Source organism: Streptomyces javensis (genome assembly GCF_039525925.1).
In the GTDB taxonomy this organism is placed as follows: Bacteria; Actinomycetota; Actinomycetes; order Streptomycetales; family Streptomycetaceae; genus Streptomyces; species Streptomyces asiaticus.
This window is the reverse complement of record NZ_BAAAIF010000048.1, coordinates 1-15,589: the sequence shown is the minus strand read 5'-3', so window position 1 is coordinate 15,589 and position 15,589 is coordinate 1. Positions and strand designations below refer to the sequence as shown.

The following is a 15,589-nucleotide window of genomic DNA, read 5'->3' as shown; positions in this document are numbered from 1 at the left end:
GCGGAGAGCAGCTTCAGCGCATCCGCGCGGCCCAACCAGTACCCGGCTCATCCCTGGAACCGCAGGACCATGCTGACCATGCCGCGGCCCCGGCCTGTCCGGATCTCATCGGTCGCGGTCAAGGCCCCCGTGCCCCGGAACCATCGGTTCACGTAGTGTCATGGCGTGTACGGGAGTGTCAGCGAGAAGCCAGCGCCGGCCCGTGGCAACGGGCAGCGCATCCTGGTCGTCGACGATGAATCGAGAATCGCCGAACTGCTCTCGACCACCCTCGAGCTGGCCGGTTACCGGGTCGGCACCGCGGCCACCGGCGGGGAGGCGCTCGACCGGGTCGGCCGGGACCGGCCCGACCTGGTGATCCTCGACGTGATGCTGCCGGACCTGGACGGCTTCACGGTGTGCCGACGCCTGGTGGCGGCCGACGAGAACCATCCGCCGGTGCTCTTCCTCACCGCCCGCGACTCGCTCGACTCGCTGGTCACCGGCCTCGGCATCGGCGGCAACGACTACGTCACCAAGCCGTTCCGGATCGCCGAGGTGCTGGCCCGGGTACAGGCCCTGCTGCGCACCCGCAACCGGCGGCGGGAGGAGCCCTCGCCGCACTACGCCGATCTGGTGCTGGACGAGACGACCCGTCAGGCGCGGCGCGGCCGGCGGGCGCTGGAGCTGACCCCGGCCGAGTTCAGGCTGCTGCGCTATCTGCTGGTCAACGCGGGCCAGGTGCTGTCCAAGGAGCAGATCGGCGAGCATCTGTGGGTGGCGGACCACCGGCGTTACGGGGACAACGCCATCGAGAAGCTGGTCTCCCGCCTCCGTCACAAGGTCGACGAGGCCGGGCCCGCCCTGATCCACACCCGCCGTGGCTTCGGCTACTGGCTCGGCGGACTCGCCTCCGGATGAGCATGCACGAGCGCCAGCAGCGGCTGGAGGTCCTGCTGCACGAGCTGCGCACCTCCCTCACCACCATCCGCGGCTGGGCCGAACTCCCGCTCCAGGGGCTCAGCGACGACCCCGAGCTGATGGTCCGCGCCCTGCGCCGGATCCAGGACGAGGCCGACCATATGCACCAGGCGGTCCAGCAGGTGTTCCCCCGCGCGGACGCCTCCTGGGTACGACCGCTGGAGATGGAGCCGGTCGACCTGCGCGGCGTGGCGGACGAGGCGGTGGCGGACCTGGGGCTGCTCGACCCCGAACGCCCCATCGCCCGCGAGAACTCCGGCCGGGCGACCGTCGTCGCCGACAACCGCATGCTGCGGCACGCCGTCCGCAATCTGCTGGACAACGCGCTGCGCCACACCCCCGCCGGGTCCCCGGTGACGGTGGCGGTGCGCGGCCCGGTGGCCGGAGCCGGAGCCGGGGACGGGACCGGAGCCGGGGACGGAACCGAGGGCGGAGCCGGGACCGGGACCGGGCCCGGGCCCGGGACCGGGACCGGGACCGGGACCGGGCCCGGGTCCGGGCCCGGGCCCGGCGGAACGCCGCGCGTCGAGCTCTCGGTCAGCGACCAGGGGCCGGGCATGGGCCCGCGGGACATCGCCCGGCTCACCTCCCCGCACGACGAGGACGACCGGATCGAGCCGGGCGGCGGCATCGGCCTCACCATCGTGCGGCGGGTGGTCGAGCGGCACGGCGGGGAGGTGAGCGTCAGCAGCGCACCGGGCCGCGGCACCACGGTCACCGTGGCCTTCCCCACTGTCAGCACTGTCAGCGTTTCGTCAGGAAACTGACCGGGGGGCGTCAGGTCGAGCGGGTTCGCTGGTCATCACGTCCCCGGAACGCGAAAGTCCGCGTCCCCCGTAACGCGGAGGTTCGCGTCCCCGTAACACCAAGACACCCGTCCCCACCGACCCGAAGGTTCACGCTCCGCTCCCGTCGGAACCCCCACCCGAGGAGAGACATGACCGAGACGCTGGCAGAGACCGCGCCCGAGGCGGAAGAGCCGCTTCCGGAGTTTCCGATGCCGCGAGCGACCGGCTGCCCCTTCGACCCTCCCCCGGCCGCACGGGCGCTGCTCGCCGAACGGCCGGTCGCGCGCGTACGGCTGTGGGACGGCAGCGCCCCCTGGCTGGTGACCCGGTACGCCGACCAGCGGGCCCTGCTCGCCGATCCGCGGGTCAGCGCCGAGAACAGGCGGCCCGGGTATCCGCACGCGAGCGCCGGGTTCCGCGAGAACGCCGGGCGGCGGCGGTCCTTCGTCACCATGGACGACCCCGAGCACGCCCGGATCCGCCGGATGGTCACCGGGCCGTTCGCCATCAAGCGGATCGAGGCGATGCGGCCCGAGATCCAGAAGATCACCGACGAGCTGATCGACACCATGCTGGCCGGGCCGACCCCGGTCGACCTGGTGCGGGCGCTCGCGCTGCCGCTGCCGTCGCTGGTGATCTGCAAGCTGCTCGGAGTGCCGTACGAGGACCACGACTTCTTCCAGCGGAACAGCTCGAAACTGATCAACCGACACTCGTCGGCCGAGGAGGTGGTCGGGGCCAACGACGCGCTGACCGACTACCTGGACGGGCTGGTCGCCGCCAAGCTCGCCAACCCGGCCGACGACATGCTCTCCGAGCTGGCCGCCCGGGTCACGGCCGGTGAGCTGACCCAGCGCGACGCCGCCAACATGGGCGTACTGCTGCTGATCGCGGGCCATGAGACCACCGCCAACATGATCGCACTCGGCACCGTGGCCCTGCTGGAGAACCCCGACCAGCTCGCCGTCCTGCGGGAGACCGAGGACCCGAAGGTGATCGCCCGGGCCGTCGAGGAGCTGCTGCGCTATCTGACGATCGTGCACAACGGCCGTCGCCGGGTCGCCCTCGAGGACATCGAGGTCGGCGGCGAGACCATCCGCGCCGGGGAGGGGATCATCATCTACACCGGCACCGGCAATTGGGACGCGGAGGTCTTCGCCGAGCCCGAGCGGCTGGACATCGGCCGCGACGCCCGCCGCCACATGGCGTTCGGCTTCGGTGTCCACCAGTGCCTGGGCCAGCCGCTGGCCCGGATGGAGCTCCAGGTGGTCTACGGCACGCTCTACCGCCGTATCCCGACCCTGCGGCTGGCCACCGGAATCGACCAACTACCGTTCAAAGACGACGGTTTGGTCTACGGCGTCTACGAACTGCCCGTCACCTGGACGTCATGAGCGGCCAAGGCGAAGGCGACGGCGACGGCAGCAGCGAAGGCAAGGGAGTCACCATGCGTGTGGAAGTCGATGTGCCCAAGTGTGTGGCGTCGGGGCAATGCGTGATGATCGCACCCGATGTGTTCGACCAGCGGGAGGAGGACGGCATCGTGGTCCTGCTGGACGAGCAGCCCGCCTCCGAACTCCACGCCGATGTGCGGGAGTCCGCGGTGGTCTGCCCGGCGGCGGCGATCCGGGTGATCGACAAGTGAAGCAGGTGGTGGTGGTCGGTGGATCCGCCGCCGGTCTGGCGGCGGCGGAGACGCTGCGACGGGAGGGCTACGAGGGCACGCTCACGCTCATCGGCGATGAGCCGTACCACCCGTACGACCGGCCACCGCTGTCCAAGCAGATCCTCGGCGGCCAGTGGGAGCCCGACCGGGTGCCGCTGCGCGCCCCCGCCGACCTGGACGCGCTCGGCCTCGAACTGCGCCTCGGCGTCGCCGCGACCGGACTCGACCTCACGGGCCGTACGGTCGCGCTGGCCGACGGGGCGCGGGTGCCGTACGACGGCCTGGTCATCGCCACCGGCGTCCGCCCGCGCCGGCTGCCCGGCGACGGCGGGGAGCGCGCACATGTGCTGCGCACCCTGGACGACGCCCTGGCCCTGCGGGACCGGCTGGGCCCGGGGCGGCGGCTGGCGGTGGTCGGCGCCGGGTTCCTGGGCGCCGAGGCGGCCGCCGTCGCGCGGGGGCTGGGCGCGGAGGTGACGCTGCTGGAACCGGCGCCGGTGCCGCTGGCCACGGCGGTCGGCGAACGGGTCGGCCGGATGCTCGCCCAGGCCCACCACGACCACGGCGTGGATCTGCGCACCGGGGTCGCGGTGGCCGAGGTGACCGACGGCGGGGTGCGGCTGACGGACGGCACGCTCGTCGAGGCCGACGAGGTGCTGGTCGCGATCGGCTCGGTGCCCAACACCGGCTGGCTGGAGGGCAGTGGGCTCACCCTGGGCGACGGCCTTGAGTGCGATGAGTACAGCGCCGCCGCGCCGGGCGTGTACGGCGCGGGGGATGTGGCCCGCTGGCACAATCCGCTGTTCGGCACGGCGATGCGGATCGAGCACCGGACCAACGCCACCGAGCAGGGCATGGCCGTGGCCCGCAACCTCCTCCGCCCGGAGGAGCGGCGGCCGTTCGCCCCGGTGCCGTACTTCTGGTCCGACCAGTACGACTTCCGGATCCAGGCGCACGGGTATCTGCGCGGCCATGAGGAGGTCGCGGTGGTGGAGGGCGAGCTGGCGGAGCGGAAGTTCCTGGCCGTCTACCGCTCCGGGGACCGGGTGGCCGGTGTGCTGGCCGTCGGGATGCCGCCGAAGGCGGTGCGCACGTGGCGGCAGGCCGTCGCCACGGGGGCGGCGTGGCGGGACGCGGTGGGGGAACTGCTGCCGGAAGGGGCGTAGCGAGTACCGCGGTGGCATAGCAGGGTCTGCGTGGCGTACGCCCGGAGATACGCCCGGGCAATACGTCCGGGCAATACGTCCGGAAAATGGCCGGGCTGGCCGCGCCGGGCCTTGCTACGGTGAGCGGCATGAAGCGCGCCGCGATGACGACGACGCCGGAGAGTGTCCCGGCGCGCTGATCGATGTTCTGATCCGAAGCCCCGGGGCGAGTGCCCCGGGGCTTCGCCGTGCGGTCACTCGCCTCACGTCGTTGAGGAGACCGCGATGTCCGACCACCGCAAGCTCGGCCGTGAACTGGGCCTGTTCGACACCGACCCGCTGATCGGCGCGGGCCTGCCGTACTGGCTGCCCGACGGCGCGACCGTACGGCACACCCTGGAGGAGTACATCCGCGCCGCCGAGCGGCGGGCGGGCTATCGGCATGTGTACTCGCCGGTGCTCGGCAAACGGGAGCTGTACGAGCTGTCGGGGCACTGGCAGCACTACAGCGACGACATGTTCCCCCCGATGGACCTGGGTGCGGAGCAGGTCGTACTGCGTCCGAGCCTGTGCCCCCACCACGCGGCCATCTACCGCTCCCGCGGCCACAGCTACCGCGAACTGCCGCTGCGGATGGCCGAGTTGGGCGGGATGTACCGTTCGGAGCTGTCCGGGGTGCTCGGCGGGCTGACCCGGGTCCGGGCCATCCAGCTGAACGACGCCCATATCTTCTGCACCCTGGAGCAGGTCGCCGACGAGGCGGGGGCGGCCCCGGAGATGATCCGCCGGGCGTACGAGGCACTCGGCATCACCCCGGCCCGTTATCGGCTCTCCCTCCCGGGCCCCGGCGGCAAGTACGTCGCCGCGCCCGGGATGTGGCGCCGCTCGATCCTTCTGCTGACCGAGGTCCTGGACCGCTCCGGGCTGCCGTACGAGGCGGTGGAGGGCGAGGCCGCGTTCTATGGGCCCAAGATCGATGTGCAGGTCGCCGACGGCGTCGGACGGGAGTCCACCCTGTCCACCGTGCAGGTCGACTTCCACCAGCCCGAACGGTTCGATCTGCGCTACATCGGCCCGGACGGCGCCCGGCACCGCCCGGTCATGGTCCACCGCAGCATCATCGGCAGTGTGGAGCGGGCCGTGGCCCATCTCATCGAGCAGCACGGCGGGGCCTTCCCCGCCTGGCTGGCCCCCACCCAGCTGGTGGTCCTGCCGATCTCCGAGGCCGAGCTGGCGCGGGCCGAGGAGCTCGTCCGGCGCTGCGATGAACTCGGCCTGCGCGCGGAACTCGCGGGCCCGGCCCACGGAACCCTGGGCGCCCGTATCCGGGCGGCCCGCCTCGTCCCGTACCAGGCCGTGCTGGGCGCCCGGGAGGCCGCGGCCGACCGGGTGGCCCTACGGCTGCGGGACGGCCGCCGACTGGAGCCGCGACCGGTCGGCGAGGCGCTGGCGCGGATCGAGGCGCTGGTGAAGTCGCACAGTACCGAGCTGTGGGACGCGGCGTAGGGGTGTTGGGGGCGTCCGACGGCTCGTGCCGCCTGCGGCGGGCTGTTTCCCCTCCCCGCCCCTTCCCGAAACTGGGGCTCCGCCCCAGGCCCCGGGGACGGCCGCGCGGCGGAGCGCCGCCAGGGTCCGGGGCGAAGCCCCGCCAGGGGTCCGGGGCGAAGCCCCGGGGCGGGGAGGGGCGGGGAGGGGCGGGGTGGGGAACGATCAGCCGCCCAGACAACCCCGCACGGCGGCAACCAGCCGAGACGCACGCGCATCGCCATGCCCGATCATCCGGTTCGCCACATACGCGAAGCCCACCCCGAACTCGTCATCGCCGAAGGCGAACTGCCCGCCCGCCCCGTCATTGCCGAAGCTCCGCTCCCCCAACATCGGCCGGAACGACGGCGAGTCGAGCAGAAAGCCCGAGCCCCAGCGCGCCCCCATGTCGAAGCCCAGCCACCCCTTGCCCGACGAGAGCTCGCGGACCGCGTCCGCCACCGTCTCGGGGGTCAGCAGTCGCCGTCCGCCCTCGATGCCGGTCACGGCCGCCGCGTACAGCCCGGCGAGTCCGCTCGCCGACGCGGTGGCACCCGCGCCCGGGAGCTCCATGCCGAGCAGCGCGGGGTCGTTCCAGCCGTGCGGCTCGTCGAGGCCGGGGAAGACCAGCGCGCCGTTCATGGTCACGATGCGGGTCAGCAGATGTTCGGGCCCCGGGAGCCCGGGGCGGCCCTCGGCCTCGACCAGCCGGGCCCGCCCGTCCATCTCCGCCCCGGGCAGACCGATCCAGGCCCGCAGCCCCAGCGGGTCCCCCACGACCCGGCGGAAGTACGCGCCCGGGGTGTGGCCGGTGATCCGCCGGATGACCTCACCGATGAGGAAGCCGAAGACATGGCCGTGGTACTCGTACGACGTGTCCGGCTCCCACAGCGGCGACTGCTCCTCGATGGCGCGGATCACCGGCGCCCAGTCGGCGATCTCCCCGAACGTCAGCATCCCGTCGAGCACGGGGACCCCCGCCCGGTGCCCGAGGACCATCCGGGAGGTGATGGCCTCCTTGCCATACCGGCCGAACTCCGGCCAGTACCGGCTCACCGGGGCGTCGAGGTCCAGCCGCCCCTCCTGCGCGAGGAGGTGGGCGCAGACGCTCACCAGGCCCTTGGCGCAGGAGAACACCGGTACGACGGTGTCCCGCTGCCACCCCCGCCCGGTCCCCTCGTCCGCGACCCCGCCCCACAGCTCCACGACCTTGCGCCCGCCGACGAAGACGGTGACGGCAGCCCCGAGTTCGGGAAACTCCTTGAAGTTCCGCGCGAACACATCGGCGACGCCACCGAATCCCTCGTCGACCCACCCGCTGTACGAACTCATCGCCCCCGGCCCCTCATGCGCTCGGCGTGACCACAACCGCGCCACGGTAGGCCGTACCCCGCCCCCACCACGAACGATTTACGAAGGGTCCGGCCGAGCCGCCCCCGACCGAGACGCCTTTGGCCGCCGCCCGGCAGGGGTCCGGGCGGCGGCCAAAGGGCGAGCCGGGGCGCTCAGATACTGATGAGCCGCTCCAGCACATTGCGATAGCCTCGCATCGCCAGACGCAACTCCTCCGTCTCCGAGCTGACCGCCTCGTCGTCGTGCCAAGCGGCACGGAGCGTGGCGCGGCGTTCGGCGAGGAGGTCGGTGAGGCGGTTGGCCACCTCCACGAGCAGGGCGTCGGCCTCCTCCACGGCGCCGCGTGGGGAGTCCACGAAGCCGCTGACCGCGTACCGCAGCCGCTGGGTCAGCTTGTCGTGCTCGCTCGTGGGCAGCACGGGGAAGCTGGGGCCGTTCGGGGTGTTCGACGGCTCGCCCGCCGACTGGGCGGCGGAGGACCCGTGCGTCGGCGTGGGCCCACTTCCGTTCGTCGGCGTCGGCCGGCTTCCGTTCGTCGGCTCGTGCTTCGGCACCGTCGCGTGCCAGGACGTCATCGGTTCCGCCGCCTCCGTGTTGCGCGGCCGCGGGGACAGCGGAGCCATTTCATGTTTCTCCAGCCCATGGCGCCGCTGCCCGTCGTTCTCCATCGGGTCGGTCGGGTTGGTCGGGTCGGTCGGGTCCGTCACCACGCGCCGCCCTTCTTGGTGTGGCCGAACCGCGTATGGCCGTGGCCCGTCGTACGGCCGTGGTCCGTCGTATGGCCGTGGCCCGTTCCCGTCCCCGGCAGCCACCTCCGGAGGCCGCCCTCGCTCCGCCGCTCGCCGGTGTGGTGCTGTCGCCCGGTCTCGGTACCGGTCGGGGCGCCGTGGTGCGGCGGCCTGACCAGGTCCTCGAAGAACGGCCGGGCGTGCACCACGGCCTCGCGCAGCTCCTCGGTGTCCGCGCGCCCCTCGCGGGCGCGGGCGGCCGTGTCGTGGAGCTGCCGGTAGCCCTGGACGTGCTCGGCATGGTGCACGGACAGCGCCGCCACCTGCTCCTCGTAACGGCCCGACGGGTAGCCACGGTCGTGGGCGAGCCGGGCCAGGAGCTGATCGGCGCCGGTCACCGCGTGTTCCGGAGACTCGATGAACATCTCCTGCATACCGGCCCACTCGGCCACGTACCGCTCGCGCAGCTCACCCGGCAGGGGCTCGGTCCTCAGATCGCCGTACAGCCGCAGCCGTTCCTCGAGTTCCCGCTCCGCCGCCTTGCTGTCGCCCGCGTGCTGGGCGACGTTCAGTTCGTACTCGGGCCCGAAGCGGCGTCGCAGAGCGCGTTCCCTACGGCCGGCGCCCGCGCGGACGACGCGGATGATGAGCGCGGCCGCGAGGACGACCGCGACGACAACCACGATGCTGATCGCACCAGTTGACATGGTCTGCTTCTGCCTTCCCGCTGGCTTCCCCCTCCGCGTTCGGGGGGCTCCTCTCTTCGGGTAGCCCGGTCTTCGGCCCTCAAACTGCGGTGCGTCGGAGGTATGCCGGGTGCCAGGATGGGGGCCATGACGAGTACGCCCCCTGTCCAGGCCGGTTCGCGCGCCGACGCCTCCCCCGCGTGGACCGTCACCGCGCGGCCCGTCGACGACCCCGTCTCGGCCATGCTGCTGCGCGAGTACCTCGTCGATGTCGCCGACCGCTACTACCAGCTCCACGAGGCACGGGACTCGACCCCGGAGGAGATCGAGCGGGCGCTCGCCGAGATGCCCAGCGACGATCTCGCCCCGCCGCACGGGGTGTTCCTGCTGGCGCGCCACGACGGCGAACTCGCCGGATGCGCGGGGGTGCGGCTGATGGACGCGCGGCTGATGGACGCGCGCACGGCGGAGCTGAAGCGGGTGTACGTACGGCCCGCCAAGCGGGGGTTGGGCGGGGGCGCCGCACTGCTCGCGGCCGTCGAGGCGGCGGCGGTCGGACTGGGCGCCGGGCGGATCGTGCTCGACACCCGCCTCGATCTGGTCGAGGCCCGTGGGCTCTACGCACGGCACGGCTACCGGGAGGTTCCGGCCTTCACGGACGGACCGTACGCCGAGGTCTGGATGGCCAAGCAGCTGGGCTGAGCCGGGGTGCGCCGGGCCTCGCATGCTGTGCGTCGGGGTGCTGTGCGTTGGAGTGCTGTGCGTTGGAGTGCTGTGTTCGGTTGGGCGCGGCTTTCGTCTCGCGCCTCCGGCGCCTTTGAGCATGGGTCCGGGGGGCGGCGGCACCGGTCCGTCGCCGGGCGGCGGGCCGGTGGGCCCAGGGGTCTGGGTACCCCTTCGCGAAATGCTTGATATGACGCAACTACCTCATCAAGGGCCTACCCACGCGGTGGCGGTGGTCTGCGGTGGTCCGGGCGGGGGGTGCCCGCTCGCGGCTGCTCCGCGTCCGAACCGCACAGCTCCCGCGTCAGCTCGTCCACCAGCTCGGTCAGATCGGTCGGGCGGTCCGGGGACCACCAGTCCCCCAGGAGTTCCGCCAGGGACGCCTCGCGGGCCCGGTAGAGCCTGGCCGCGATCCGGCTGCCGTCGTCCGTGAGGAACAGCTCAAGACCGTAGCGGCGGCCCAGGCCCCGCGCCTCGATCTGGCGGACCGCCTCGGTGATGGCCCGCAGCGGTACGGGTGTGCGCTCGGCGAGCAGCGCGGGCTCGACCGAGCCGTAGTGCTGGATGCGCAGCAGCATCCAGCTCGCGGCGGGTCCGAGGTCGAGACCGGCGCGCCGGGTGATGTCCACGTAGACCTGCCGACGGCCCTCCCGGCTGCCCAGCAGGGACAGCGCGCGGGCGCATTCGTCGCGCGAGGTGCGCTGCACGGGGTTGCTGGCGAGTATCTCGCTGCCGTCGGGCGCGGTGACGCTGGCGCGCAGCGGCTCCTCGCGGAGGAACCAGGCGAGGAGGAAGGCGAGCAGCACGACCGGCACCGCGTAGAGGAAGACATCGGTGATGGAGACGGAGAACGCGTGCCGGACGGCGGCCTGGTCCGCCGGGGGCAGTCGGCCGAGGACACGGGGGTCGGAGGTGAGGGCGCCGGGGGTCACGCCGGGTGGCAGGCGCCGTCCGGCGAGGGCGTCGGCGATATGCGGGCCGAGGTTGTTGGCGAAGATCGTGCCGAAGACGGAGACGCCGAACGAGGCGCCGATCGAGCGGAAGAAGGTCGCGCCGGAGGTGGCGACGCCCAGGTCCTGATAGCGGACGGAGTTCTGCACGATCAGCACCAGCACCTGGATGACCAGGCCGAGACCGCAGCCGAAGACGAAGAGGTACGCGCTCATCTCGGCCGCCCCGCTGGACTCCCGCAGCTGGTGCATCAGCAGCAGCCCGATGGCGGTGACCGCGGTGCCCAGGACCGGGAAGACCTTGTAGCGGCCGGTGCGGCTGACCAGATGGCCGGAGACGGTGGAGGAGACCAGGGTGCCGAGGACCAGCGGCAGCAGATGGAGTCCTGAGGTGGTCGGCGAGACGCCCTGCACGATCTGGAGGAAGGTCGGCAGATAGGTCATGCTGCCGAACATCGCGAAGCCGACGACGAAGCCGATGACCGCGCAGAGGGTGAAGGTGCGGCTGCGGAAGAGGGTGAGCGGCAGCACCGGTTCGGCCGCGCGGGACTCCACCCGTACGAAGGCCGCCAGCAGCACCATGCCGACCACCGCGAGCCCGACGATCTGCCAGGAGCCCCAGCCGTAGGTGACCCCGCCGAGTGAGGTCATCAGCACCAGGGCGGCGGCCACCACGGCGATCAGGAAGGTGCCGAGGTAGTCGATGGTGTGGGAGGTGCGGCGCACCGGGATGCGCAGGACGGAGGCGATGACGAGGAGGGCGACGATGCCGAGGGGCAGGTTGACGTAGAACACCCAGCGCCAGCTGAGACGGTCCACGAACACCCCGCCGAGCAGCGGCCCCAGCACACTGGCGGCGCTGAAGACGGCGCCGAAGAGGCCCTGGTAGCGGCCGCGCTCACGGGGCGGGACGATATCGCCGACGATGGCCATCGACAGCACCATGAGACCGCCGCCGCCCAGCCCCTGCAACGCTCGGAAGGCGATGAGTTCGGCCATGTTCCCGGCGAGTCCGCACAGCGCGGAGCCGATCAGGAAGATGACGATCGCGGTCTGGAAGAGCTTCTTACGGCCGTACTGGTCGCCGAGCTTGCCCCACAGCGGGGTGGCCGCGGTCGAGGCGAGGAGATACGCGGTGACGACCCAGGACAGATGCTCCAGGCCGCCGAGGTCGCTGACGATCGTGGGCAGCGCGGTGGAGACGATCGTCTGATCGAGCGCGGCGAGCAGCATGCCGAGCAGCAGCGCGCCGATGGCCACCAGGACCGTGCGCCGCGGGCGGCCCTCTCCGGGGCCGGGGGCCACGTCGCCGGGGGTTCCTGGGCCTCCTGGGGCCGGAGCCGGGCTGCCGGCGTCCCGCGCCATGGCGACTCCTCCTCGCTCGCCCCCTCCTCATCCTCATCCCATCCTCACCTTTATGCCCTGTTACGGCCCGCCGGACCGGTCCGCACGGCGGGCGAACACCTGCGCGGAGGGCGTTCGGATGCGCATAATCGCTGCGAACTCCAGGGAGGGAAAGTTCCGTGACGGCAGAGTCCTGCCCGCACTGCTTCGCACCGGCGCGCGCCAACGGCCGCCCCGGCTGTACGTGTGCCGAACGCGCCGCCGCGTCCGCCGCGACGGCAGGTGCGACCGATGACCAGACCCGGCCGAACCCCCAGGTGACGCTCCCGGAGGAGCGCCCGGCCGGCCCCGATCCGCGTGATCTGCGCCTCTTCGACGAGGCGGCGAAGGCGGCGGAGACGGAGAGGGAGAACACCGGGAACACCGGGAACACCGGGAAGGGGGACGGCGAGGAGACGCGGGTGATCGACCGCGTCGAGGAGAGACCCGGCGGGGACGAGGGGGACGAGGGGGACGAGGCCGGGGGCGATGCCGACGGAGCCGCCCCCGGCCCCGGCCGTCACCGTAAGAGCAAGCGCAAGGTCGTGGCGGCCGTCCTCGCGGGCGCGGCGGCCGTGGCGGTGGCCGGTTCGCTGGCGATCGGCACCGGTCTGCTCGGTGACCACAAGGAGGACGGCGGCGGGGGCGCCGCGAGCGACCGTACGCTCGCCGACAGCACCGTCAGCCCCCCGGTCGAGGAGGAGCTGCCGGCCGAAGGGCCCGGCGCATCGTCCGGCTCCCCCTCCTCGAGTGCGACGCCGCACCCCTCCACGTCCGGTTCGGCGCGGACGAGCGCGAGCCCGAGCGAGGGCGGCCCCTCGGGCTCGGCCCGTCCCTCGGAGTCGGCCTCCGCGACCGGCTCGGCGACGAAGCCCGGGCCGAGCGCCTCCGACGCTCCGACCTCCGCCCCGTCCGACACCCCCGAGCCGCCCGGCCCGCCGGTGCTGCGCGAGGGCGACAGCGGGCCCGAGGTGGTCGAGCTCCAGAAGCGGCTGACCCAGCTGTTGCAGTACATCGGTGTGGCGGACGGGAAGTACGACGGGGGGTTACGGAGGATCGTCTCCAGCTACCAGGACCAGCACGACATCACGGGCGATCCGGACGGTGTCTACGGCGAGAACACCCGCCGCGACCTCGAATCGAGGACCGACGAGCCGTAAGGGGGCCCACCCCCTGGCGCAGAGCGGCCCCGCTTTGTATCGTGAAGGAACAAAGTGGTTCCGCCCGTTTTCCCTGACCGGCGGGCGGAGCCGCTTGTTTTCCCTTTCCGCTGCGTCATTCCGCGGTCCGCATTCCGCACTCTGCGCTCCGCGCTCCGCGCTCGCGACCAGGAGTCCCGATGTCCCTCACCGCCCGCGCACTCCTCCTCGACATGGACGGCACCCTGGTGAACTCGGACGCCGTGGTCGAGCGCTACTGGCGGATCTGGGCCGCCGAGCAGGGGCTCGACGCCGAGCAGGTCCTCAAGGTCGTCCACGGTCGGCAGGCGCACGCGACCATGGCCGTACTGCTCCCGGACCGCCCGATGGAGCGGAACCTGGCGGACAACCGCTGGATGCTGGAGCGCGAGACCACCGATCTCGACGGCGTCGTGCCGGTCCCCGGCGCGCCCGCTTTCATGGCCGCGCTGGCCGCGCTCCCGCACGCCCTGGTGACCTCCGCCGACGAGGCCCTCGCCCGCGCCCGGATGGGCGCCGCCGGACTGCCGATGCCGGAGGTACGGGTCACCGCGGAGCGCGTCGGCGCGAGCAAGCCGGACCCGGAGGGCTTCCTGAAGGGCGCCGCCGAACTGGGCTTCGCTCCCGCCGACTGCGTGGTCTTCGAGGACTCGGAGGCCGGTATCGCGGCGGGCCGGGCGGCCGGGATGCGCGTGGTCGGCATCGGCCCGCGCGCCGGGGCCCACGCCCCGGACGCGCATGTGCGGGACCTGGAGCAGGTGCGGATCGAGGGCCTGGCCGACGGCACGATGCGGCTGCACTTCTCGGACTGAGCACCCAGACGTTTCCCGGGCGGCCGGTCGCCCGGACGCAACCGGGTGACCGACCGTCCGGGCGCCACCGGGCGACCGGCCGTCCGGGCGCCACTGGGTGACCGGCCTTCCGAGCGCCACCGGGTGACCGGCCTTCCGAGCGCCACTGGGTGACCGACCGTCCGGGCGCCACCGGGCGACCGGCCTTCCGAGCGCCACCGGGTGACCGGCCTTCCGGGCGCCCAGCCGTCTGTCTGTGCACCCGGGCCCGGCTCACCCCGCCGCTCGGGCCGCCGATCAGGCCGCGATGGCCTCGTACAGGCTGAACCCCGCCAGCGCCAGCATCACCAGGGCCGCGACCCTGGTGATCAGCCGCAGCGGTACGTACCGCATCAGGGTGCGACCGCCCACGATGCCCAGACCCGCGACGGCCCACAGGGCCAGCAGCGCGCCGACGCCCACCGACAGCGGGTCGTCGTAGCGGGCGGCGAGGTTCGCGGTCATGATCTGGGTCAGGTCGCCGAACTCGGCGATCAGGATCAGCGTGAAGCCCGCCCCGGAGACCTTCCAGAAGCTCTGGTCGGCGGGCTTGCGGATCTCTTCCTCGTCGTCGTCCTTCTTGAAGAGCAGCATCGCCGCTCCCCCGAGGAAGAGCACCCCGACGATCGCCTGGAGCAGGCGGTGCGGCAACAGGGTGAGCACGCTACCCGCCGCGATAGCGAGCCCCACGTGGAGGGCGAAGGCGGCGGCCACGCCGACGAAGACGTACGACGCGCGGTAGCGGGTGCCGAGCATCAGCCCGGCCAGGGCGGTCTTGTCGGGCAGCTCGGCGAGGAAGACGACGCCGAAGACCACGGCGGCGACGGTGATGCTGAACACGGAATGGATACCTCGTAGATCGGGCCGCGCCAAGGGCCCCGGGGAGGGATCGCTTCGGCACGGCAGCGTCGGACACTGCGGCCGAAGGTCTCGCTGGCGCACGGCCCCGCGTCACGCGGCGATCCGTACGCTCCGGGCGCCGGCCCGCACCTCGTGGGGCGGGCAGTATGTCGACGGTCCGGCGAGGAGCTACTCCCCTTCTGCTCCCGCCAAGAATACGGGAACCCCCGCGGCGCTCAGCCGCCGGGATGTGTGACCAGCCCCACAAGCCGAGGCGCCCCGATCGAGCCCCGGCGCCAGCGCGCCTCAGGGGTGTCCGGTATGCGGCTCCGCCGCGTGGCACGGGCTTCGCCCCTGGACCCCAGAGCCCGGGACGGAGCCCACCGCGCGGCGGGGCCGCCTATCGGCACTTTCCCCTCCCCGCCCCTTCCCGATACCAAGGGCTTCGCCCCTGGACCCCAGAGCCCGGGGCGAAGCCCCGCCGCGCGGCGGGGCCGCCTATCGACGCCGCGGGAAGGGGCGAAGCCCCCGGTCCGGAACCTGGAGCGAAACCCCGGCACGGGGGCCGGGGCGGAGCCCAGCCACGCGGCGAAGCCGCATACCGATGCCCCAGGCAGGGGCGAAGCCCCGGGCCGAGGTCTGGGGCGAAGCCCGAGCCGGGACCGGGCTTCGCCAGAGCCCGGGGCGAAGCCCCGCCGCACGGCGGAGCCGCATATCGACGCCGCGGGAAGGAGCGAGGCCCCCGGTCCGGAACCTGGAGCGAAACCCCGGCACGGGGGCCGGGGCGGAGCCCAGCCACGCGGCGAAGCCGCATACCGATGCCCCAGGCAGGGGC

The 15,589-nt window shown here is 72.9% G+C and carries 14 protein-coding genes; 9 read left to right on the top strand and 5 right to left on the bottom strand.

What is annotated here, in order from left to right; translation table 11 throughout:
- Window positions 1-165 precede the first annotated feature (165 nt).
- The 6 genes from ABD329_RS32610 (at window position 166) to thrS (ending at window position 6,065) form a co-directional block, all read left to right on the top strand.
- Window positions 166-900 (top strand): response regulator transcription factor, encoded by a 735-nt coding sequence (locus tag ABD329_RS32610; RefSeq protein ID WP_037947171.1) that lies wholly within the window; start codon window positions 166-168, stop codon window positions 898-900.
- The gene (locus ABD329_RS32605) at window positions 897-1,727 is read left to right on the top strand and encodes a sensor histidine kinase (protein WP_198277410.1); all 831 of its coding nucleotides are present in this window, start codon (window positions 897-899) and stop codon (window positions 1,725-1,727) included. Before ABD329_RS32610 ends, ABD329_RS32605 begins: the two co-directional genes overlap by 4 nt.
- Window positions 1,728-1,897: 170 nt before the next feature.
- Window positions 1,898-3,142, top strand: a complete 1,245-nt coding sequence (locus ABD329_RS32600) for a cytochrome P450 (protein ID WP_198277411.1) — start codon at window positions 1,898-1,900, stop codon at window positions 3,140-3,142.
- A 53-nt stretch (window positions 3,143-3,195) separates the two neighbouring features.
- Window positions 3,196-3,393: a ferredoxin gene (locus ABD329_RS32595; protein WP_198277412.1), complete on the top strand. Its 198-nt coding sequence runs from the start codon at window positions 3,196-3,198 to the stop codon at window positions 3,391-3,393.
- Entirely contained in the window at window positions 3,390-4,580 is a 1,191-nt protein-coding gene (locus ABD329_RS32590; protein WP_344317305.1) for an NAD(P)/FAD-dependent oxidoreductase, read from the top strand. The genes ABD329_RS32595 and ABD329_RS32590 overlap by 4 nt, the downstream gene beginning before the upstream one ends.
- A gap of 162 nt (window positions 4,581-4,742) precedes the next feature.
- Window positions 4,743-6,065, top strand: a complete 1,323-nt coding sequence (thrS, locus tag ABD329_RS32585) for a threonine--tRNA ligase (protein ID WP_309142729.1) — start codon at window positions 4,743-4,745, stop codon at window positions 6,063-6,065.
- A gap of 204 nt (window positions 6,066-6,269) precedes the next feature.
- Here thrS and ABD329_RS32580 read toward each other — a convergent pair whose 3' ends face one another.
- The 3 genes from ABD329_RS32580 to ABD329_RS32570 all read right to left on the bottom strand — a co-directional run bounded on the left by ABD329_RS32580 (window position 6,270) and on the right by ABD329_RS32570 (window position 8,871).
- On the bottom strand, window positions 6,270-7,415 hold the full coding sequence (locus ABD329_RS32580; RefSeq protein WP_344317304.1) for a serine hydrolase domain-containing protein: 1,146 nt from the start codon (window positions 7,413-7,415) through the stop codon (window positions 6,270-6,272).
- A 173-nt stretch (window positions 7,416-7,588) separates the two neighbouring features.
- Entirely contained in the window at window positions 7,589-8,143 is a 555-nt protein-coding gene (locus tag ABD329_RS32575; RefSeq protein ID WP_309142923.1) for a hypothetical protein, read from the bottom strand.
- Entirely contained in the window at window positions 8,140-8,871 is a 732-nt protein-coding gene (locus tag ABD329_RS32570) for a hypothetical protein (protein WP_198281339.1), read from the bottom strand. Before ABD329_RS32570 ends, ABD329_RS32575 begins: the two co-directional genes overlap by 4 nt.
- A 126-nt stretch (window positions 8,872-8,997) precedes the next feature.
- Here ABD329_RS32570 and ABD329_RS32565 point away from each other — a divergent pair, with 126 nt between their 5' ends.
- Window positions 8,998-9,552, top strand: coding sequence for a GNAT family N-acetyltransferase (locus tag ABD329_RS32565; RefSeq protein ID WP_198281340.1), 555 nt, complete (start codon window positions 8,998-9,000; stop codon window positions 9,550-9,552).
- Window positions 9,553-9,788: 236 nt separating this feature from the next.
- Here the strand turns inward: ABD329_RS32565 and ABD329_RS32560 are convergent, their stop codons facing one another.
- On the bottom strand, window positions 9,789-11,888 hold the full coding sequence (locus tag ABD329_RS32560) for an MDR family MFS transporter (protein ID WP_198281341.1): 2,100 nt from the start codon (window positions 11,886-11,888) through the stop codon (window positions 9,789-9,791).
- Between the two features lie 158 nt (window positions 11,889-12,046).
- Between ABD329_RS32560 and ABD329_RS32555 the strand changes: the two genes are divergently transcribed.
- Both ABD329_RS32555 and ABD329_RS32550 read left to right on the top strand, forming a co-directional pair.
- Window positions 12,047-13,066, top strand: coding sequence for a peptidoglycan-binding domain-containing protein (locus ABD329_RS32555; RefSeq protein ID WP_344317303.1), 1,020 nt, complete (start codon window positions 12,047-12,049; stop codon window positions 13,064-13,066).
- 179 nt (window positions 13,067-13,245) lie between these two features.
- Window positions 13,246-13,896, top strand: coding sequence for an HAD-IA family hydrolase (locus tag ABD329_RS32550; RefSeq protein ID WP_198282036.1), 651 nt, complete (start codon window positions 13,246-13,248; stop codon window positions 13,894-13,896).
- Between the two features lie 276 nt (window positions 13,897-14,172).
- Here the strand turns inward: ABD329_RS32550 and ABD329_RS32545 are convergent, their stop codons facing one another.
- The gene (locus tag ABD329_RS32545; protein ID WP_198282037.1) at window positions 14,173-14,754 is read right to left on the bottom strand and encodes a TMEM165/GDT1 family protein; all 582 of its coding nucleotides are present in this window, start codon (window positions 14,752-14,754) and stop codon (window positions 14,173-14,175) included.
- Between the last annotated feature and the right edge of the window lie 835 nt (window positions 14,755-15,589).

Coding starts and splice junctions, on each gene's coding strand:
- ABD329_RS32605 (WP_198277410.1), top strand. CDS start 897: ATGAGCATGCACGAGCGCCAGCAGCGGCTGGAGGTCCTGCTGCACGAG.
- ABD329_RS32600 (WP_198277411.1), top strand. CDS start 1,898: ATGACCGAGACGCTGGCAGAGACCGCGCCCGAGGCGGAAGAGCCGCTT.
- ABD329_RS32595 (WP_198277412.1), top strand. CDS start 3,196: ATGCGTGTGGAAGTCGATGTGCCCAAGTGTGTGGCGTCGGGGCAATGC.
- ABD329_RS32580 (WP_344317304.1), bottom strand. CDS start 7,415: ATGAGTTCGTACAGCGGGTGGGTCGACGAGGGATTCGGTGGCGTCGCC.
- ABD329_RS32570 (WP_198281339.1), bottom strand. CDS start 8,871: ATGTCAACTGGTGCGATCAGCATCGTGGTTGTCGTCGCGGTCGTCCTC.
- ABD329_RS32565 (WP_198281340.1), top strand. CDS start 8,998: ATGACGAGTACGCCCCCTGTCCAGGCCGGTTCGCGCGCCGACGCCTCC.
- ABD329_RS32560 (WP_198281341.1), bottom strand. CDS start 11,888: ATGGCGCGGGACGCCGGCAGCCCGGCTCCGGCCCCAGGAGGCCCAGGA.
- ABD329_RS32550 (WP_198282036.1), top strand. CDS start 13,246: ATGTCCCTCACCGCCCGCGCACTCCTCCTCGACATGGACGGCACCCTG.